The organism is Flavobacterium potami, from assembly GCF_020026915.1.
Lineage (GTDB): Bacteria > Bacteroidota > Bacteroidia > Flavobacteriales > Flavobacteriaceae > Flavobacterium > Flavobacterium potami.
The window spans coordinates 602,495-622,770 of record NZ_JAINUY010000003.1 but is presented as its reverse complement, the minus strand read 5'-3'; the positions used below and the strand labels follow the sequence as shown (position 1 = coordinate 622,770).

Genomic DNA, 20,276 nt, shown 5'->3' with positions numbered 1-20,276 from the left:
TGGCGTATAATTACTTTAAAAGGGTTTCGATACTTGTAAATTTAAATAAAATAATTGTAAGTATTTGATGTGTAAAGAATTAAGTTTTTGTTGTTCTTTCGAAAATAGCAACTAAATTTTCTAGAGCATTCTCAGAATGTAGTTGCGCTCCATTTTTCAGAGTATCTTCTGTGGCCTTTGTGGCTCTTTCCAACATTCGTTTTTCAAAATGTGAAATAGCAGATTTGATATCTTTAAACGAATTGGTAGTTAAAAACTCCGAAAGTTCAAGTGCGTCTAGCATTGCCAAATTTGCACCTTTTCCTGCAAACGGAGGCATTCGGTGTGCTGCATCTCCAATCATGGTAAGGTTGTCTTGTGTTTCCCAAGTTTGGTTTAATGGGAAATAGTATTGCGGACGTGGGATGAAATACAATTCATCACTCAATAAAAGTTCATGCCATTTTGGACTCCATTCTTTGTATACTTCTTTAAACCAGTCGAAGACTTCCTGGTTGTTTTTGAAATCTAAATCACTTTCTGAAATCCAGTTTTCAGGAATTTTGCTGCTTAAAAGAAACATCAAAGAGCCGTCTCCTTTTGTGCCGTACATAATGGTTTGTTCGTTTCCGAGCGCTAATACTTTTCCTCCTTTCGAAAAATGAAAAAGATTTGGAGCATTTTCTTTGGCATTATAAATTGTTCCTTCAAGCATTGTAATTCCGGAATAAATCGGTTTTTCAGCATTTAAATAAGAACGGACTTTAGAATTTGCACCATCAGCTGCAATGACTAAATCAGCATAAAAATTAGTTTCATTTTTAAAATGCAATCGCCAGCCTTTGTTTTCTTTTTCCATAGAAAGAAAATAACTGTCCCAGATAATCGTTTCGGGTAGAAGCGATTGCAGTAAAATATTTCGAAGTACTGAACGGTCAATTTCCGGACGAGGTTTCGAGATATCCTGAAGTGAATTGTCGATTGAATTTTGTTTTGATTTTGATTTTGATTTTGATTTTGATTTTGAATTTGACATTGATATTGATATTGAGTCTGTATTTGAATCTAAATGTTCATCAAATTTCAATTCGAAATCTTTATTAAGAATTCTTGCTTTACTTGCGTTTGGACTAATGTTGGAGTAAAATTCTTTTTCTAAACCAGCATTTATCATGGCTTTTAAACCAGAATCTTCATGTAGATCCAAAGGAGAGCCCTGAATGCGAACTTCATCATTTGTATCTCGTTCAAAAACTTTTACATTTACATTTTGCATTTGTAAAAGGCGGGCTAGAAGTAAACCGCCCATTCCGCCACCGATTATAGCGACTTGTTTGTTTTCTAAAAGCATAGTTTTTTGTTTTAAAATCTATGCGACAAAATTATTTAGAGGAAAGAGCCGATAATAGTATAAATCGGTCGTTTTTGTTTTGAAACAATTCTTTAGGAAGAGAGCCTGATATTTTTTTGATTTCTTTAATGAAATGGGTTTGGTCTGAAAAATTTTCTTCAGGAAATAGTTTTCCTTTTGCAATATGCTCCAATGAAGCACGAAAACGAAGAATTGAAGAATATTCTTTTAATGAAATTCCAAAATACTGCTGAAAATAACGGTTTATTTGGCGGCTGCTCCAATTGGATTGTTCTGAAAATTCTTTAACGCTCAAAGCTCCGTGTGTTTCATAAAGTAGTCTGAATAGTTTTTGTTTTCGAATATCTACTTCTTTTGTTAGTTGAGACTGAATTTTTAGTGAAGCTTTTTCGCAGAACAGTTCAAAATTTTCCAAATCGGTTTTGTTGAAGTTCCAAAAGTAGTTTTCTACTATTTTTCCTGAATTTAAAAGTGCAGCAATGCTTTCGTGAAAAACGTATTCAATGGCAGGAAGTTTAAAACTGATGACAAAGGTCAGGCTGTTGGCTGGAATTATACCTTTTTCATATTGTTTGGTTCCTAAACCTAAGAGTCTAATTTGAAATGCATTTTCCTTGGTTTGAATTAAGGATAAATCGATTCTTCCGTCAGGCAAGCCAATTGTTTCTAAATTTTCGTCAGAATTGTTTTTCATGCACCAAAAACTATCCACAAAGTCAGAAAGGCTTTGATCGGGTTGAATGGATTTGTATTCTAATTTCTCGTGCATGCTAAAGAAAACTGATTTATGAAACGTTTTTCAACGAATTTAAGGCGATTTTTTTCAAAAGGAACTATTATTTCGCTAAAATTAGAAGCCGTTCTAATGGCTCAGAAAAGCATCTGAATTTATGAAAAATTACGAAGTAAAAACTTAACATTGGGTAATTGATTGTTTTTTAGTGTTTTATGTCGTGTTTTTTGCTGTAATGAAAAACTTAACATTGGCGAATAGGTTTTTCAATTTATCTTTGTTTATTATTTTTTGATGTTAATTTAATGATTTAATAACATTGAAAATTAGCAATATTCAAAATTAATTTAATCAATTTCTTAAAATTAACACAATAATGGCAGAAGAAGTGCTTACTAATGAAATCGATCAGGAGGTAAATACAAACCCGGTTATCTCTACTGATGAAAACGAGCAAAATACCGCTCAGAATCAAGAAACGGAATCAGTTGCAACTGAAACTCCAGAATCTCAACCAAAACCAAAACGGGCTCCGAGAAAAACAGTAGCTAAAGAAACTGTAGCTGTAGAAGAGGTGAAGGAAGAAGAACAAGAAGTTGCTGAAGAAGTAGAAGAAGTAGTTTCATCAGAAGAAGAAGCCACAGAAGCAAAAGAAGATAAGTCTAAAAACGATAAGAAGAAAAAGATGAAGGAAAAAGAGAAAAAACAGTTAGCTGAGAAAAAAGAAAAATTGAAAAAGAAAAAAGCAGTAGCTAAAAGAAAAGAAAAAGCTAAAGATGCTAAAAAAGAAAAGGCTAAAAAAGCAAAACTAAAAGCAAAAGCTAAAAAGAAAGCAAAAGCTAAAAAAGCAAAAGATAAAGCTAAAGCTAAAAAAATCGCTAAAAAGAAAGCGAAAAGAACTAAAGCAAAAAAGAACAAAAAGAAATAATTGATAATTGTTAATTGTTAATTGTTAATTGTTAATTGTTAATTGTTATGATTAATTATTAACTGTCAGGCTGAGCGAAGTCGAAGCCTGCTAAGTTCTTTATCAATAAATTGAAAGCCACAGATTAAAAGATTAACACTGATTTTAAAATCATTTAAATCTTCTAATCTGTGGCTTTTTTGTTTGTCTATATTTTTTTCAAGTAAAGCACCACTAACAATTAACAATTAACAATCAACCACCAACCATCAACCATCAACCATCAACCATCAACCATAAACCATCAACAATTAACAATTAACCATTATTTCTCTTTCTTCTTCAAAGCCAATTTATCTATTTTTTGAAGGAATTCAGGATCAAATTCAGAATAAGCCCTTAATCGGTATTTATCGTCTCTAATTTTCATGACCAAACGAATTTTTTGCACCATCAGCCAGATGGGTTCGTAGCGTTTGTGTCCTAATAAATATTGGATTTTGAGAATTGGCATTTTTCGATGTGTCAAAGTCATTAATTCAATGCAGATCATCCAGTAGCGAATAGGAAGATTCGAATTTTCCATGACAGTTCCTGATCTAAGACTAATTCTACTGCCGCATTTTCGACATTGAAATTTCAAATCGTTTCTTCTGAAAGAATGCTGATCGTGATTGCATTTTTTGCAAATTAAACCATTTTGTAAGCGCTTGTTCTTGAGTTCTTCAATACAAGTGGCTTCGTCTGGATATTTTTCGAAATAGGCGCGTAGTTCCATTTAAACAGTTCTTTTCAGTTTCTAAATATAGAAATTTTAGAGAAGTTTGAAACTGTTGTAAAAAAATAAAGAGAAACATTCAATATAGAATATTCCTCTTCAAGGGGCAAAAAATTACAGGTATTACAATTTTGTTGCGATTTCTTTCTTGTATTTATTTAAGATAGATTTTGTCATACCTAAATTAGCTTTAGTAGAATCTACCGCTAAATAAATAAAATACTGCTGATTGTCAGATACATCGATAATGTGCATTTGCGTGCTAAGCGTGATCATAATGTTGTCAACAACCTGTCCTTGTAGGTTTAGAGCCTTAATAGCATTCATTTTTGCTTTAACCACTTCAAGATTATAAGCCGATGCTAATTCAGGATCAAAATCTGCAACAACTGATTGTGAATAGTATGACATACCGCTTGCAATTTCAGCTACAGAAACAGCTATAAAACCAGGGACGTTTTTCTTTAGGTCTTCACCAAATTGAGTTAAAAAATCTGACATAATGTAGGATTTTAATTTGTTGTAAATATGATTGAATTGTTTTGGATTGCGCAAAATTACTTATAACATATTATATAATTATCCGCTTTGTGTACCTATTTTTTATTAGAACTGTTAAAAAATCATCTAGAAAATAGAATGTGTTTTTTGAGTTTGCTGAATTGAAATATAAATGAACTGAAAATGAATTTTTTAAAATAGAAAAATGCTCCTGAAAAAGCATTGTCAGCAATTTCAGGAGCATTTATAAAAAATAAAAAAATCTATTTTCTTATTTGATTTCTGTAATAAAGTCAGCTTGCGGTGTTCTTACCTTTTTTAGATTTACCAGCCAGTCGTTTGCTTCATCTCTGTAGCCAAGTGGTAAAATCAAAACACTTTTAAGTCCAAGTTCATTTAAACCTAACAATTTATCTACTTCAGCAGGAATAAAACCTTCCATTGGAGTGGTGTCTACTTCTTTTTCTGCAGCAGCTGCAATAGCTAAACCAAAAGAAATGTAAGCTTGTTTTGCAGCATGATTGGCGTGCCATTCTTGTCCAAGTGGCTCGTACATTCCCCAAAGTCTTTGTTTGTATTCGTCCATTGCACTTGCAGGAATTCCTCTTTCTGTTGTAGTTCTTTCAAAAACAGAAGAGATTTTGTCAATGCTGTAACCATCCCAAGCTGCCCAAACTAAAACGTGAGAAGCTTCTGTAACCTGACTTTGATCGAAACTTACGGCTCTTAATTTTTCTTTTAATTCTGGATTCGTAACAACAAATACTTTGTATGGTTGTAATCCTGAAGAAGAAGGAGCTAGTTTTGCAGCTTCAAGAATGTAATCTACTTTTTCTTGCGGAACAGCTTGTCCGTTCATTTTTTTTGTAGCGTAACGCCACTTTAGTGCATCTATTAAGGCCATTTTATTTAATTGATTAAAATTGTATTCAAATGTAAAGACTTTAAGTGTATTTTTGTCATCCGATTACCAAAAGTAACTGTAACATCGGGGTAACTAACTAACATTCTATGATAAAAGAGCCGAAACACGATCCAAAAAGATGTACACAACATATTATGTCTGTGCATGATGCGATGTATATTTTGAACGGAAGATGGAAAATTTCTATTATTGCATCTTTGTGTTTTAATAAACTAAGATTTACCGATTTACTGAGGGAAGTAGAAGGGATTTCAGGGAAGATGTTAAGCCGCGAATTGAAAAATCTGGAAGAAAACCAGCTAGTAACGAGAACCGTTCTTAATACACAACCCATAACCGTCGAATATCAATTGACTGAATATGGACATACTTTAAAAGAAGTGATAGATTCTTTAGCAAAGTGGGGGGCAAATCATAGAAAGAAGATTTCGGGAAAGGAGTAGTTTTTTAGTCTCAGTTTTTAGTCTCAGTCTCGGTTTTTAGTCCCAGTCTCGGTTTTTAGTTCTAAAGCTCTTTGAAGGAAACCTTTACGGGTTAAATTTTGTTCGGCTTCTTCGATTGCTTTCAGTAGATTATTTTGGTTGTCGGTAATTTCATTTAATGCCTTTTTTATGACATTCCATACTGGCTGCATTTTTATTACAAGCTCTTTTCCTTTTGGAGTAAGTATAATGAGTCTTTTGCGTTCGTCCTGCTTGTCTTTTCTGGAACTGATTAGTTTTTGTTTTTCCAGTTCTTTCAATAAACTAATGGTTGATGGATGGCTGTAACCAATTTCGCTGGCAATTTCTACAACGCTCAACATTTCTTTTACATGTAAAGTGTAAATAACCGGAAACCATTTTGGTTCAAAATCAATATCAAAAGATTTGTAGATCAAGGCGCCGTCTTTGCGCAATTGTTCGCTCAGTCGCTGTAATCGTGTTGATATGGCCAAAATGCCTATTTCATCAATTATATTCATCACTATTGATTTAATTTTAAATGGCAAAAAACATTATCCGGTTTCATTAAAGGAAAATCAACAGGAAGTGCTTCTTTTGAAATTGTAACAAAGTTATTCTTTTCATAAAATCGCAAAGCTGCCTGTAATATAGAAACCGTTCCTAAATATAAGTTTTTAATTCCGTTTTCTTCGCTGTAGGCAATCAATTGCTCTAATAATTGTTGTGCAATCTGAAATTCTTTGCCTCGGTATTCTTTCTTAACAAACATTTTTCTGATGGCAGCAGCTTCAGAATTGAACTTTACTAAAGCAATAGTTCCAACCAATTGACCTTCTATAAATGCTCCGAGAAAAGTACCGCCTGGTTTAAAATAAAAATTATGAATATCCAACAAATCCGGTTGATCTTCTAAAGTTACAGGAACATTAAACTCTTTTTGTTGGATGTTTAAAATCAAATCTATGATTTCATTTTCGTACTCGTTTTGTATGGATTGGATCTTCATTTTTAATTGGAATTTAAATATAGGTACAAAACTACGTAGTTGGCTACATATATACAATAAAAAACTGCTGAAATCAGCAGTTTTAGGTCTTTTTAATGATTACAATTTTTCTTTTTCCTAAAAATTATTCTTTAATTAAAACAATTACAGCCTTGTAGCCCGTACCAACATTCCATTCGCTTGACGAAATAACCTGACCTTTGTCGTCGTAAACCTTAAATTCGGCTGTGTTTGGAGAGGCAAAACCTTCGTTTAAAGCCTCAATATCAATTTTATTGACTCCTTTTACCAAATTTATTTTGACGCTTTTAAAATCAGAAGTTAACGAAACTTCAGGTTCCAGCACCTGATCGTTAAGATATACTTTTACTTTATCACCGTCTACAAAAGCAGCGTCACGATACATAATAGTAGAATAAACGGCTGTGGTAGTTATGTTTCCTAAAAACTGGTTTCTTCTATAATAAATCCCTTCAACATTAGATTCTTGTTTGTACAGATTTCTATTTGCAAAAAGCTCATCTGGATTAACATCTAAAGTTTTGGGCTTTTCTACAATTGCTGGCGGATTCTCTTTTGGAGCAGCTTCTTTTGGCGGAATAACTTCTTTTACAGCAGGATCTTTTGCTGGAATAGTTTTGAATTTATTGTTTAGTTCTTGTGAAAATCCCTGCAATGAAAAAGAAGCAAAGGCGATTATCAAAAATATTTTTTTCATGTTTTTACAGTATTAATCTAGTGGGGGGTGTTGATTTTAAGCAAGATCAGATGCATCATGATCTTTATATATAAACATTTTATACCACGAATTATTGCCTTGTAAAGCATTATTTTTAGAAAAATTAACTTTCTTTTTGGGTTTTTATAAAATTGAAAGTTTGCCACAAATTCTTCGAATTTGTCGTAAAGAATTAAAAAAAATCTGCTAAATCAGCCAAATCTGCGAGAGCGTAAATATTCTTGCAGATTTAGCAGATAATATTATTTAGGTTATTATTTTTGAATAATGTTTTGGTTTTAAAATACTGTATATCAATATTGTATATTTGTGTTTTAATTAAAAACACACTATTAAGATGAAATTTAGTTTAGATTTTCTTCTTTTGACGGCTAGTGTTTTTGCACAAGAAATTAAAATGGATTCAAATATTCAAAAACAGCTAGAAAATTATAATACTGTTTTTGTAAAAGCCTTAGTTGAAAACAACAAAGATGTAATACTACAATCGTATACGAATCAATCTGTATTAATGCCTGAACACAGTAGGCAAAGAGTTGGAAAGCAGGTAATCAGTGATTTCTACCAACAATGGTTAACGCAGGCAAAAGTCCTATCTTATCAAAAAACAATTATCGATTTGCAGGATTTTGAAGATTATATTTTGGAAATTGGAAATTTTACTGAAAACCTCGATGTAAAGAATCTAAAACCTTATACCTATTCAGGAAAATATATGGTTTTATGGAGGAAAGTTTCTAAAAGTAAAATGACAATCGCGGCTGAAATCTGGGGAGCTAATAGTTATTTTGATGATCGATTTATTCCTGAAATTGATGACTCAAAAGTTCCTGCAGCAAAAGAGTTTATTTCATCAGACCAAACAATTAAAGAAGTTATTACAAGAAACGGTTCTATTAAAAATTTAGTTCAGAATAGATTAGGAGCAGAGCATGCTAAAATGTTTATGCCAGATGCGATGTATTTAACCTATTACACACCAATTCTAGCGGGAGAAAAAGAGATTACAGCCTATTTTACAGAACATGAAAAGCCGGGAACTTTGAGTATCGATCAAATTTCTATTCAGACTTCGGGCGTTATTGTGGCTAAAAAAGCAATTATAGAATTTGGTTTTTACAGCGTAGACTGGAGCGATGGAGATAAAAACGGCAATGTAAAAGGGAAAAGTATTAATATTTGGAAACGAAATAACGACGGACAATTAATGCTTTTTAGACAAATGGTCAATCACGATTGAGGGTTTGGTTCAGTATTTAAAAATAATTAAGAATATTCTTGTAAATAATAAGAAAGTAATTATTTTTGAATAAATCTTTAAAATGTTGAATGTAAATATTTTGAAGTTTTATTTGCTAACTAAACCACTCAAAAACCACATGTACAAACTAAACAAGACGCTTTTGTTTTTATTGATTTCGGCCGCTTCATTTGCGCAGATTACCGTAAAATATGTTGGAACCAATGAAGGCATCATAAATTTTACTTCTCAATCAAGAGTAAATAGTTCCGATAGGGCAGTTTTAAGTACAAATAATAGAGAATTAAAAGTAGACAATAATTCGATTGTTAATTGCAATGATATTAACAGAGCCACTTCTATTTATGCTTCATCAAATGAAAATATAGAATTTGATGTGGATAAAACCGGTTTAATCCATTACTATTGCGCAACAAATCCTATTCGTAAATCGGAATCGGAATTCGAGAACGAACGTTTTAAGAAGTATGGAGCAACTAAAAATCTTCCCAGTTATAATCAATTGAAAATTATTATGGTTGCTGCCAAAATCAACAGCTATTTTGATAAAAATTACACGAAGGAAAAAGAACTTTTAGAAACGTATTATAAAGAAAGTAAGCTTTCTAAAGAATTCTACGATTATTTTTCTGCAACTTATTGGAGTTTAACTTTATATAATGAATTGGAAGTTCCAACCTTGAATCCGAATACATTTACAGCAATAGAAAAAAGTTTTGACCAGGCTCATGTTTTACTTGATGTACAGGATTACAGAGAATTACTTCAGAATTATGTTCAGAAAAGAATGAAATTTTTAGGTTTGAAAAAAAGTCTTTCAAGTGAAATGGAATTCATTTCTAAAAATTTCAATAACCAAAATATTAAAGATTATTTATTATACGCTACTATTTCTTATCCGTTAAGTATTCGGGATCAGAAAGTTCCTTTTGATGCAAAAGCGCTCGAAATATTTAGAGAACATTGCAAAGACCAGACTTATGTTGCTCATGTAGAAGATGAGCTAAAAACGGCTGTCACGCCTTTAGTTTTAAAAGAAATAGTAAAAAAACACGAAGGGAAATTAGTTTTGATTGATTTTTGGGCTTCTTGGTGTATGCCTTGCCGTGAAGAATTTCCAAGCGAAAAAAAACTAATGAACAAATATACCTATGTCGCTTTTGTGTTTGTTTCTATTGATAAAAGTGCCAATTCATGGAAAAAAGCAATGGCAGAGTATAAAGATATTTTAAACTCAGAGAATAGTGTTTTAATAGCAAAATCTGAAAAAGACGAGTTGTTAAAGCAAATTAATGTAACTACAATTCCGCGTTTTGTCTTATTAGGAAAAGATGGAAAAATTATCCATAAAGATGCGCCAAGACCTTCTACACCTGAAATTGAGGCTTTAATTCAGCAACACTTATAAGATTTTACAAGCGTTATAGGAAAGTATTCGCTGAACGATATGAAATCTTTGACAATATACAATGGTCAAAAAAGCGAAATATTTCAGTCGGCTAAAGATTTTGCTTCTTTACTAATTTGTAGAGGGTTTTTTCAATTAAAAAGATTGTTATATTTACTTTCAAAATCCGTAAGATTATGAAAGCATTGGTAATTGGAGCAACAGGCGCTACAGGAAAAGAATTGGTCGATTTGCTTTTAAAAAGTAATGATTATGCCGAAGTTTCCATTTTTGTAAGACGTGCAACAGGAAAATCACATTCTAAATTGACGGAGCATATTGTTGATTTCTCGAAAATGGATTCGTTTAAGGATTTAATTACAGGAGATGTTCTCTTTTCATGTCTAGGAACAACTTTAAAAGATGCAGGTTCAAAAGACGATCAGTGGAAAATTGACTTTGATATTCCCGCTCAATTTGCTGCTGTCGCGAAAGAAAATCATGTCAATTCTTTAGTTTTGGTTTCGTCTTATGGCGCTTCATCAAAAAGCAATGTTTTTTATTCTATGATGAAAGGAAAATTGGAAGAAAATCTGGAAAGTCTTCATTTCCCACAATATATTATTTTCAGACCGGGACCGCTTATTCGCGAAAATACAGATCGCGTGGGCGAAAAAATTTCTGTCAATGTGATTAAAATATTCAATGCAATTGGACTTTTTAAAAATCTAAAACCCATCTCAACTTTGCTTTTAGCAAGCAAATTGGTAAAAGCCCCAAAAGAGTTTTCTGCTGGGACATTTACGCTAGAATTAAGTCAAATTATTTCGCTCTGATTTAAGGTTTGTTTTTAATGTAAGCCGCAAGATAAAAAGCAATATGATTTAGATATTCTTTTTCTGCATTGATCATTAGAAAAACCTTCGATTCTTCCAGAGTTGTTTCCACGCATAAATCGGCCGTATTGAATATTCCAGTTGGCATTATTACACTTTTCAAATCGTTTCGATCTAAAGATTCGAAATCTGTATTACTATATAAATTATAGAGACTTAGTATTTTAAGTTTTCCGAAATACTTTTGTTTTTTAAAAAGGATTTCGTCGTTATACACAATTAAAACAGGAAATTTTAAAATGTTTTTGCGAAGATAAATGGAAGTGTACACCATAAATGCACCGGCAGCAAATATAAAAGTCCATAAATTAATTCTGAACATAACAATTAATGAAAGCAGCGCTTTAATACTGATAATCATGATTATGATTCCAAATATTAAGGAGTTTTTGGCTATTTTTTTTATCGTTTCAGGATTAGAACCGAAAATTCTTTCTGCATTTTTGTAGGTTTCTTTTAGTTTAGCATCAATTTCAAATTGATAATTGGAATCGTCGTTTGGGTTATGGTTCATTTTTTGGTTTTGGATTGATAATAAGCGAATATATAAAAATTCGTTATAGGTTTGGAATGAAGTAAATAAAAAAAAAGCGCCTCTTTTGAAGGCACTCTTTTAAAATAAAATTCCAAAACAAACTTTATTTTTTATCTTCTGAAATAATCAATGTTGAAGGGATATTGGGTAACCAAGTACTTTTAGTATCCATTAAATGTTTCCAGCCATCAATAGAAATCAGCATTAAATCTTGCTGTTCAAGAAAATCCTTGTCAACGGTTTGTTCTTTTCTTAGCGAAAGCTGACTTGGAGCTGCTTGTTCCATTAATCTGATTTGTTCTTTAGTATCTAAATCAGTATTGATTTTTCCTTCTACATCCAAAATCACAATTCTCGCATCAATATTCTGAATGAATTTCTGAACATAATTCTGAATCAAATTCCAGTCTTTTAAACTATAAAGAGGAATAAAAATCGAGTTAATGTCGGTCAAATCTTTGTCAATTAAAATACCAACCGGAATTTGAGATTTTGAGATAATCTGTCTCGTTCCGTCATCAAAAGGAGCAGATTCTAGGATGTTTTCTTTTCCAGTTACGGTATTTAAGATTTTTTCAGGATTGATAATTCTTGTTGTAAAACCGAGAACACGTCCTAATAAACTTCCCTGATAAATAGATTGTCCAATTCCGACTAAAAGTAAATCGTGTTTGCTTTTGTTTGCAACAGAAACAATTTCGTTGTCAATATCGGCAGATGCTTTAAACATAGTGGTAATATTTCTATTTAAAGCAACAGATTCTTCAACAACATCTTTGAATTTTTCTGTTTCGTAAATATCTGTATTATAATGGTGTAATTCTTCAGTTGGAAGAAAATGCATCGCAGTAATTTCAGAACTTTCAGCTCTTTTATTGGTTAATCCGTCCGCTACTTTTAGTAAAGCTTTTCCAGATTCTGGACGATCAAAAGACAGTAAAATTCTGTATTTGTTTTTCAAGGCTGTATCTTCTTCAGACTCTTCTTTACTCGATTTAAACAACCAGTTGATTAGATCTAAAGTTGGTCCAGTCATAAAGGTCGTGGCAAGGGCCATAATGACAAACATTGAGAACAATTCTGGACTTAAAACTCCTAAATCATAACCAATATTCAGCGCTACCAATTCGGTTAAACCTCTTGTATTCATTAGCGCTCCGATTGATAAACTGTCTTTCCAACTTTGTCCCACAAATTTTGCGGCAAGCATACTGCTGACAAATTTACCTATAACAGCTACCAAAAAGATTAATCCAGCTATTTTCCATAAATAAGGCTCGTTTAATAAACCGATTTGTGTTCTTAAACCTGTAAATACAAAGAATAATGGTAATAATAGTACAAGCGCAACGTCTTCTACTTTTTCGATAAACAAATTTCTAAATCTAATGTTTTCCGGCATAATTGCTCCTGCAATAAAAGCTCCGAATAAAGCATGAATTCCGATAACTTCTGTTAAATAAGAAGAAACCACAAGCGTTAAGAAAAAGATAGCGACAATTGGTTTGCTTAATTTTTCGTTTGTTGCGTACAAATCTCCAATTCTTTTCAAGAACGGACGGACTACTTTAATCATCAAGAAAACATATCCTAATGCTAAAAGAACAGTATATAAAGCGCTTCCAAAAGAACCTGCTTTTACAATTGCAATTACAACTGCCAAAATACACCATGCTGTAATGTCATCTGCTGCAGCACATGTAATTACGATGGTTCCTAATCTTGTTTTATGAATACCGCGTTCCTGCACAATTCTGGCAAGTACCGGAAACGCAGTGATACTCATCGCAATTCCGGCAAACAAGCCAAACGATGTAAACTGTACATCTGCAGGGGCAAATTCTTCATATATAAAATACGCCAATCCCATTCCTAAAACAAACGGAATTATAATACTAGCGTGACTAATAACCACAGCATCATGGGCTTTATTTCTAAGAATCTTCATGTCGATTTCCATTCCTACGATATACATGAAAAGAATTAAACCAATCTGACTTAAAAATTGAAGATTTCCTAATGATTCAGTAGGGAATAATGCCGCAGAAAACTCTGGAAAATACATTCCAATTAAAGAAGGCCCCATCACAATTCCCGCAATCATTTCTCCAATTACGGCGGGTTGTTTCATTTTAATACAAATCCATCCAAAAATACGAGCGACGAAAATAATCGTAACAATTTGAGCCAAAAGTAGTGCTAAAGGATGGTGTAGGTTTTTTATAAGAGAATCAAGAAATTCGTTCCATTGACTTTTATCTGAAGTTGGAATTTTAAGATTTCTTCCTGTTTGCAATTGTACGCCCAATAAAATGATCCAATACATCAATAGAGAGAATCCTCCAATAACTCCAACGTAAAAAATACTGTTTCTTAAGTTTTTCATTTACTTTAATTTTTATCTCTTTTAAGTACTACGATTCCTGAAAAAAAGTGCCTTTTGAAAGAGATTAGTTTACAAAATCTGCGCAATTTTATAACAAAATCAGTTGGCGCCCAATAGCAGATATTCAATTTTGTAATGACCTTGAAAAAATTTGTAATGAAATAAAAAATGGGTAATACGATTCTGAATATCAAATACGTTTATAGGCAAAACAAGGCATCTTTATTCAATTTAGCTTATCTTTGTGCACTTTACCTACTAATAAAATGAGAGATTACCCCATTCCAGAAAACGAATTAGAACGTTTAGCTGCTCTAAAACGTTACAATATACTAGATACACTTCCAGACAATGCTTTTGATGATGCCACAAAGCTTGTTTCGTATATCTGTGGTGTTCCTATTGCCCATATTTCATTTATCGACGAAAGCAGACAATGGTTTAAGTCTGAAATTGGAATAGGAGTGTCAGAAGTTCCTCGTGAAATTACATTTTGTAATTATACGATCATGGATACTAAAATGGTCGAAATCAACGACACCCATTTAAGCGAAAGATTTAAAGATGACCCTAATGTAACAGGCGGATTCAATGTTAGGTTTTACGCAGGAGTACCACTTACAACACCTGATGGTTACAATATTGGAACTTTATGTGCTGTCGATCATGTCGTTAAAGAACTCGACGACAACCAGCGAAATGCACTTTCTATTGTAGCAAAACACGTTATGGCTCAGTTAGAATTGGGTACCAAAAATTATGAGTTGTACACGCAAAGAAAGATTGCCGAACGCGCTGTTTTAGCAAAAGACAGTTTTCTGGCAAATATGAGTCACGAAATCAGAACACCTTTGAATGCTATTATCGGTTTTACAGATCTTTTGGCTCAGACAGATTTAGATGAGACGCAAAAGGATTATATCGATAGTGTGCAAATTGCTGGAGAAAATCTCCTCATTATTATCAATGATATTCTGGATCTTTCTAAAATTGAATCGGGAAATTTGGCCATTGAAATGGAACCTTTCAATTTAAAAAAGACATTGAAACATGTCTATAATTTATTGAAAGTTAAAGTTCAAAAAGATGTTGAATTCAATCTTTATTTGGATGCGGAAATGCCTGAAAATGTAATAGGTGATCAGGGAAGACTGAACCAGATATTAGTAAATCTGGTAGGCAATTCGCTTAAGTTTACGCAAGAAGGAGAAGTAACTGTTTCAGTAAAGAAAACAGAAGAAACAGCCGACGGTTATACGCTTCGATTTTCTGTTAAAGATACAGGTATCGGAATTCCAAAAAACAAACTTAAAACTATTTTTGAACGTTTTACTCAAGGTGAAGAAAGTACCACAAGAACATTTGGAGGTACTGGTCTTGGTTTGAATATCGTTAAACAATTGGTAGAACTTCATAAAGGAGAAATTCATGTAAAAAGCGAATTGAACCGAGGTTCAGAATTTTTCTTTTTCATTACCTACAAAAAAACGGAAGTTCAGGAAACGGCTTCAAAAACAGTTTCAAAAAATGATCTTGGTCATCTAAAAATATTGCTTTGCGAGGATAATGTTTTAAATCAGAAATTGGTAAAAAGCGTTATTCAGAATTTTGGTTTTGAATTGGATGTTGCTGGGAATGGAGAAGATGGTATCGAATTATTATCAAAAAATCAGTATGATTTGGTATTAATGGATCTTCAAATGCCAGTAAAAGATGGTTACCAAACCACGGATTATATCCGTAACGAAATGAATTTTTCAATTCCTATTATTGCCATGACGGCACATTCTTTAATTGGAGAACAAGAACGTTGTTATAAAGCAGGAATGAATGGTTATGTTCCAAAACCTTTTAAGCAAAACATACTTTTAAAAGCAATAAAAACAGCTTTGACCGAAGAAGTAGGACCAGAAAAAAGAAGAAGAATAGATTTTTCTTTTTTGGATGAAATGGCTTGCGGAGATGAAAATTTTAAAGAGGAAATGATTCATCTTTTCTTAGAAAAAATTCCAGGTCAGGTTGCAGAATTAGAAGAAGCTTTCAAAAAAGAGGATCACGATACAGTAAAGAAACTGGCGCATAATATGAAGTCAAGTTTGGATATTTTTATGCTGGATGATCTTAGCAAATGTGCAACAATTATAGAGGAGGAGGCCATGATGGCTCAGTTTTCTACAGAAATTTTGGACAAAATAAATATTTTACATTGTGGAATCGAAGATGTCGTAAAAATTCTAAAATCACTATGATAAAAGAGAAATATGCAATAGCTTTACATTTCTGACATTATAATTAAATTTTGCCCCTAGTTTAAAATTTGAAAAAATGAGAATAATCTTAGCTGAAGATAATGACATCCTACGCAAATCATTATCTTTTTTCTTAGAATCTAAAGGATTTAGTGTTGACCAGTTTTCTGATGGAAAAGATGCGCTCGATGCTATAAAAGAGAATCATTACAATCTGATTCTTACAGATATCAACATGCCCGGTATAAGCGGAATGGAAATTACTCAATATGTCCGCGAAACGCTTAAATCTGATGTTCCTGTCATTATACTAACTTCTTCAGGCGTTGAACAAACAGAATTGGATTCGTTTGACATTGGAGCCAATGAATTTATAGCAAAACCAGTCAGCCCGGCTGTGCTTTTAGTGAGAATCAATAAATTACTAAACACACGTGTATAATGAAATTTCTATATTATTCTATCTGCCTGTTATTTGTTTCCTCCATTGCATTTGGTCAGGAAATTAATGTTGAAGAAACTTTAGCAAACGTTAAACGTGAAGTGGAAAAAGAACATTACGATAAAGCTTTATCTTTAATTGAACCTTTACGTGCCAAGTATCCTCAAGACGAAGATATCCAAACATATACCGGAAGAATTTACAGCTGGAAAAAGGATTATAAAACGGCGATAAAAGTGCTTTCTCCGTTGACAGACAGAGTTAATCCGAATCCGGAAGCTTTACAAGCCATTATTAATGTTTATTTCTGGTCAGAGAATTACGAAAAGTGTAATCTGTATTGTGATAAATATTTGGCAATTGCTCCAAAAGATGTTGAGGTTTTAAAAATAAAAGCAAGTTGTCTGGAAAAACTAAACCGTGATCAGGAAGCCTTAGAACTGATTGAGAAAGCTTCTTTTGCAGATAACAGCACTCAGGCTTTTAAGGGAATTAGAACACTTATTGGCCGTAAAGCAAAAAATGCAGTATCGGTGTCTTATTTGAATATTTCGAGTTCAGATCCAGGACAATCTCCGTTTCATTACGGATATGCTGAATATTCACATAAATTTAGTAAATCGGCCATTGTTGGAAGAGCAAACATCGGAAATGTGAGCAACGAAACGCAAATGTTGTTTGAGACTGACTTCTATCAAACCTTTTCTAACAAAAGCTATTTGTATGCAAATGCCGGAGTTTCAACTGGCGAAACGATATTTCCTGTTGCAAAAGCGGGTTTAGAATATTATTTCAAACCTTATAAAAAGTTTGAATATTCTATTGGAGGAAGATTCATGCATTTTGATACCGACGATATTACTTTGGTAACAGGCCAATTGTCTTATAATCCAGGAATTTATTCTTTTGCTTATCGACCTTATTATGATACTTCAAACGAATTGTTTTCTCATGTTGTAAGTATTCAGAGAACAAATGAAGAAAAAGAACGCATCATTAGGTTGGAATTGCAATATGGAAATGTACCTTATTTGTATCTATACAATAATTTTACACAACCATTGAAGGCATATCGAATCGGGATTCAGTACCAGCATCGTTTTGGCGACTCGTTTTTTGTTCGTCCGATTTTCTTGTATGAAGATGAAGAATATATTCCGGGACAATATAGAAACAGGTTTAATGTACAGCTAATTGTAACCAAACGTTTTTGATATGACAGAAATCTGGCAGTTATATAAAAACGGACATTGGGTGGTGCCTTTTCTAACGGGAGCAATTTATTTGTTTGTTGCTGCTTCCTTTATTTTCTATCTCATCATTGTGGCAAGTAGAAATAGAAACATCAAAAGGGAAAAGCTTAGATTAGAATATGAAACCCAGATTGAAAGGGTAATGTCTTCTGTCATTTTTGAAGATGTACTGTTTTCAGAGATTAAAAAAGATAAAAATTTCATGGTGCTTTTTGATACGCGTTTTTTCAGAGAAGTTTTGACAGAAACGCTCATCAATCTTCATAAAAATTACGAAGGCATTTATGCGCAGAAACTGGAACAATTTTATAAAGATTCTGCTTTGATAAAAGATTCCTATAAAAAGCTCAAAAATTTTAATTGGGAAGTAAAATGTAAAGGAATTACAGAATTGTCTGAATTTAAAATCAATGAAGCCTTTGAACAGATTATTGCCTGTTCTAAAGCCCGAAACAAGACTTTAAAAATTACAGCCATAAATGCAGGAATAAGATTAGAAGGAACAAAAGGAATTGTACATCTTACCGAACATTCTGATATTATTGACGAATGGACTCAGGTTAATATTATTAGTGCTTTCAAAAAACATGATATCGGAGATACAAAAGGTGTCGAGCTTTTATTGGAATCGCAAAACACCACCGTGATTTCGTTAGGATTGAAACTCATAAAAGAACTGAAACTGACACAAAAAGTGCCTTTTGTTGCAGAATTGACAGCAAAAGCTCCCAACACTATAATAAAATATGAAGCGCAAAGCGTCTTACAGGCGTTAACGCTATAAATAAAAACGGAATGACTTTTTTTGATACAGAGATAACATGGTTTTTAGATGTTTACATACTTCTTATTTTGGGGTATGCCATTCTAATTATGTCTTCTTATTTGATATTGGCTTATCTTTCACAAAAAGAATTAAGAAGTTACCTGAAAAAAAACAGTTTTGTAGATTATGAAGTGCTTCTGACAAGCGAATTCGCACCAAAACTTTCGTTGATTGCGCCTGCATATAATGAAGGATTTACGATTGAAGAAAATGTAAAATCTTTACTTTCATTAAATTATAATAATTATCAGGTTATTGTGGTAAACGATGGAAGTAAAGACAATTCGATGGAAATTCTAACCAAAACGTACGATTTGGTTTTGACCGATTTGAATATTCATCCTAAAATTGAAACCAAAAAAATAAAAGGAATTTATACGTCCAGAAATGCGGCGTTCAAAAAACTAATTGTAGTTGACAAAGAAAATGGAGGTAAGGCCGATGCTTTAAACGTCGGTTTAAATATTGCACAGAATCCATACGTAGTTTGTATCGATGTTGATTGTATTCTGGACAAAGATTCACTTTTAAAACTGGCAAAACCTTTCTTAGAATCACAAGGAAAAAGAATTATTGCAACAGGAGGCGTAGTGCGAATTGCCAATCAATGTGTAATTAAAAATGGTCGTTTGGTTGAGGTTAATATTCCGGACGTGATGTTGCCTCGAATTCAGGTTCTAGAATATTTAAGAGCTTTTCTTTTGGGTAGAATGGCGTGGGGAAGACTAGACGGATTATTACTGATAAGTGGTGCTTTTGGAGCATTTGATAAAGAAATTGCTATTTTATCTGGTGGCTATAGCACAAAAACGGTAGGAGAAGACATGGAACTCATCGTGAGAATGCGCCGTTATATGCTCGAAAATAAATTGCCTTATGCGGTAAGTTATATTCCGGATCCGTTGTGTTGGACAGAAGCACCCGAAGATTTCAAGATATTTAAAAAACAAAGAAGCCGTTGGATGCGAGGAACAATAGAAACATTAAGCTTCCACAAAAAAATGTTTCTCAACCCCAAATATAAACTTTTAGGAATGTTGAGTGTGCCTTATTGGACATTGTTTGAATTTCTGGCTCCCGGAATAGAATTTATTGGACTCTTAATAACCGTAATTTTTATAATTTTCGGCTTATTAAACTGGCATTTCTTTGTATTACTATTGCTTTTTGTCTATTCTTTTGCTGTTTTCTTTTCGGTAATTGCTTTGTTTAGTGAGGAAAGAACGTATCACAAATATCCAAAACAAACAGATTTCTTTAAACTTTTAATGGCAGCATTTATAGAACCAGTTTATTTTCATCCGCTTACGGTTTACGCCGCTTTGATCGGTTATAAAGAAAAAATTATGGGAACTAAAGGATGGGGCGAGATGACCCGAAAAGGATTTACTAAGAAATAAGTTAATTCGATTCGCGTTTAGGACTAAGTGCTAATAATAACATTCCAAGTCCCATTCCGACAATTAAACCTCTTGACAAATCTGATATTTTGATAAAATGAGGAATGATTAAAGAAGCGGCTATAATGAAAATTCCAACGGATAGCAACATTAGCGATTTGGAGGTTATTTTTTCCATTTTTAATAATTTAAGGTGGATAGTTTTGAGCTTTATTTTATAAATATATTAAAAAAAAATGAAAAAAGCTAAATCAA

At 32.7% G+C, this 20,276-nt stretch carries 20 protein-coding genes and 1 pseudogene; 10 read left to right on the top strand and 11 right to left on the bottom strand.

The features are described from left to right. Positions 1–79 precede the first annotated feature (79 nt). Positions 80–1,330 (bottom strand): FAD-dependent oxidoreductase, encoded by a 1,251-nt coding sequence (locus K6T82_RS12260; RefSeq protein WP_223706160.1) that lies wholly within the window; start codon positions 1,328–1,330, stop codon positions 80–82. Positions 1,331–1,361: 31 nt separating this feature from the next. Then, positions 1,362–2,120, bottom strand: coding sequence for a helix-turn-helix transcriptional regulator (locus tag K6T82_RS12255; RefSeq protein ID WP_223706159.1), 759 nt, complete (start codon positions 2,118–2,120; stop codon positions 1,362–1,364). A 340-nt stretch (positions 2,121–2,460) separates the two neighbouring features. Between K6T82_RS12255 and K6T82_RS12250 the strand changes: the two genes are divergently transcribed. Further along, entirely contained in the window at positions 2,461–3,012 is a 552-nt protein-coding gene (locus K6T82_RS12250; protein WP_223706158.1) for a hypothetical protein, read from the top strand. A gap of 310 nt (positions 3,013–3,322) precedes the next feature. Here the strand turns inward: K6T82_RS12250 and K6T82_RS12245 are convergent. From K6T82_RS12245 to K6T82_RS12235, 3 genes and pseudogenes are all read right to left on the bottom strand, one after another. Beyond that, positions 3,323–3,769: pseudogene (locus K6T82_RS12245) on the bottom strand (IS1595 family transposase); the annotation flags it as partial. Between the two features lie 123 nt (positions 3,770–3,892). Next, on the bottom strand, positions 3,893–4,270 hold the full coding sequence (locus K6T82_RS12240; RefSeq protein ID WP_223706157.1) for a hypothetical protein: 378 nt from the start codon (positions 4,268–4,270) through the stop codon (positions 3,893–3,895). Between the two features lie 271 nt (positions 4,271–4,541). Then, positions 4,542–5,174, bottom strand: coding sequence for a nitroreductase family protein (locus K6T82_RS12235; protein ID WP_223706156.1), 633 nt, complete (start codon positions 5,172–5,174; stop codon positions 4,542–4,544). A gap of 107 nt (positions 5,175–5,281) precedes the next feature. Between K6T82_RS12235 and K6T82_RS12230 the strand changes: the two genes are divergently transcribed. Then, on the top strand, positions 5,282–5,638 hold the full coding sequence (locus K6T82_RS12230; protein WP_223706155.1) for a winged helix-turn-helix transcriptional regulator: 357 nt from the start codon (positions 5,282–5,284) through the stop codon (positions 5,636–5,638). Between the two features lie 23 nt (positions 5,639–5,661). Here K6T82_RS12230 and K6T82_RS12225 read toward each other — a convergent pair whose 3' ends face one another. From K6T82_RS12225 to K6T82_RS12215, 3 genes are all read right to left on the bottom strand, one after another. Next, on the bottom strand, positions 5,662–6,159 hold the full coding sequence (locus tag K6T82_RS12225) for a MarR family winged helix-turn-helix transcriptional regulator (protein WP_223706154.1): 498 nt from the start codon (positions 6,157–6,159) through the stop codon (positions 5,662–5,664). A gap of 2 nt (positions 6,160–6,161) precedes the next feature. Further along, positions 6,162–6,647, bottom strand: a complete 486-nt coding sequence (locus tag K6T82_RS12220; protein WP_223706153.1) for a GNAT family N-acetyltransferase — start codon at positions 6,645–6,647, stop codon at positions 6,162–6,164. Between the two features lie 124 nt (positions 6,648–6,771). Then, complete coding sequence (locus K6T82_RS12215; protein WP_223706152.1) at positions 6,772–7,365, bottom strand: hypothetical protein; 594 nt, start codon at positions 7,363–7,365, stop codon at positions 6,772–6,774. Between the two features lie 358 nt (positions 7,366–7,723). On the opposite strand from K6T82_RS12215, the gene K6T82_RS12210 reads away from it, so the two are divergent. The 3 genes from K6T82_RS12210 to K6T82_RS12200 all read left to right on the top strand — a co-directional run bounded on the left by K6T82_RS12210 (position 7,724) and on the right by K6T82_RS12200 (position 10,870). Next, a complete protein-coding gene (locus tag K6T82_RS12210; RefSeq protein WP_223706151.1) occupies positions 7,724–8,626 on the top strand; it encodes a hypothetical protein in 903 nt (300 codons plus the stop codon). Positions 8,627–8,765: 139 nt separating this feature from the next. After that, positions 8,766–10,055 carry a thioredoxin-like domain-containing protein gene (locus K6T82_RS12205; RefSeq protein ID WP_223706150.1) on the top strand — a complete coding sequence of 430 codons (1,290 nt, stop codon included), beginning with the start codon at positions 8,766–8,768 and terminating at the stop codon, positions 10,053–10,055. 176 nt (positions 10,056–10,231) lie between these two features. After that, positions 10,232–10,870, top strand: coding sequence for an NAD(P)H-binding protein (locus K6T82_RS12200; protein ID WP_223706149.1), 639 nt, complete (start codon positions 10,232–10,234; stop codon positions 10,868–10,870). A 1-nt stretch (position 10,871) separates the two neighbouring features. Here K6T82_RS12200 and K6T82_RS12195 read toward each other — a convergent pair whose 3' ends face one another. Beyond that, positions 10,872–11,444 (bottom strand): hypothetical protein, encoded by a 573-nt coding sequence (locus K6T82_RS12195; RefSeq protein WP_223706148.1) that lies wholly within the window; start codon positions 11,442–11,444, stop codon positions 10,872–10,874. Positions 11,445–11,568: 124 nt separating this feature from the next. Further along, positions 11,569–13,851, bottom strand: a complete 2,283-nt coding sequence (locus K6T82_RS12190; protein WP_223706147.1) for a cation:proton antiporter domain-containing protein — start codon at positions 13,849–13,851, stop codon at positions 11,569–11,571. A 266-nt stretch (positions 13,852–14,117) separates the two neighbouring features. Here K6T82_RS12190 and K6T82_RS12185 point away from each other — a divergent pair, with 266 nt between their 5' ends. The 5 genes from K6T82_RS12185 (at position 14,118) to K6T82_RS12165 (ending at position 20,021) form a co-directional block, all read left to right on the top strand. After that, on the top strand, positions 14,118–16,100 hold the full coding sequence (locus tag K6T82_RS12185) for a GAF domain-containing hybrid sensor histidine kinase/response regulator (protein WP_223706146.1): 1,983 nt from the start codon (positions 14,118–14,120) through the stop codon (positions 16,098–16,100). A 76-nt stretch (positions 16,101–16,176) separates the two neighbouring features. After that, positions 16,177–16,542: a response regulator transcription factor gene (locus K6T82_RS12180; protein ID WP_223706145.1), complete on the top strand. Its 366-nt coding sequence runs from the start codon at positions 16,177–16,179 to the stop codon at positions 16,540–16,542. Next, positions 16,542–17,756: a YaiO family outer membrane beta-barrel protein gene (locus K6T82_RS12175; protein WP_223706144.1), complete on the top strand. Its 1,215-nt coding sequence runs from the start codon at positions 16,542–16,544 to the stop codon at positions 17,754–17,756. The genes K6T82_RS12180 and K6T82_RS12175 overlap by 1 nt, the downstream gene beginning before the upstream one ends. Before the next feature lies 1 nt (position 17,757). Beyond that, positions 17,758–18,579 carry a hypothetical protein gene (locus tag K6T82_RS12170; RefSeq protein WP_223706143.1) on the top strand — a complete coding sequence of 274 codons (822 nt, stop codon included), beginning with the start codon at positions 17,758–17,760 and terminating at the stop codon, positions 18,577–18,579. Positions 18,580–18,590: 11 nt separating this feature from the next. Continuing rightward, positions 18,591–20,021: a glycosyltransferase family 2 protein gene (locus tag K6T82_RS12165; RefSeq protein ID WP_223706142.1), complete on the top strand. Its 1,431-nt coding sequence runs from the start codon at positions 18,591–18,593 to the stop codon at positions 20,019–20,021. 1 nt (position 20,022) lies between these two features. On the opposite strand, the gene K6T82_RS12160 is transcribed toward K6T82_RS12165, so the two are convergent. After that, entirely contained in the window at positions 20,023–20,199 is a 177-nt protein-coding gene (locus K6T82_RS12160; RefSeq protein WP_223706141.1) for a hypothetical protein, read from the bottom strand. Positions 20,200–20,276: the final 77 nt, after the last annotated feature.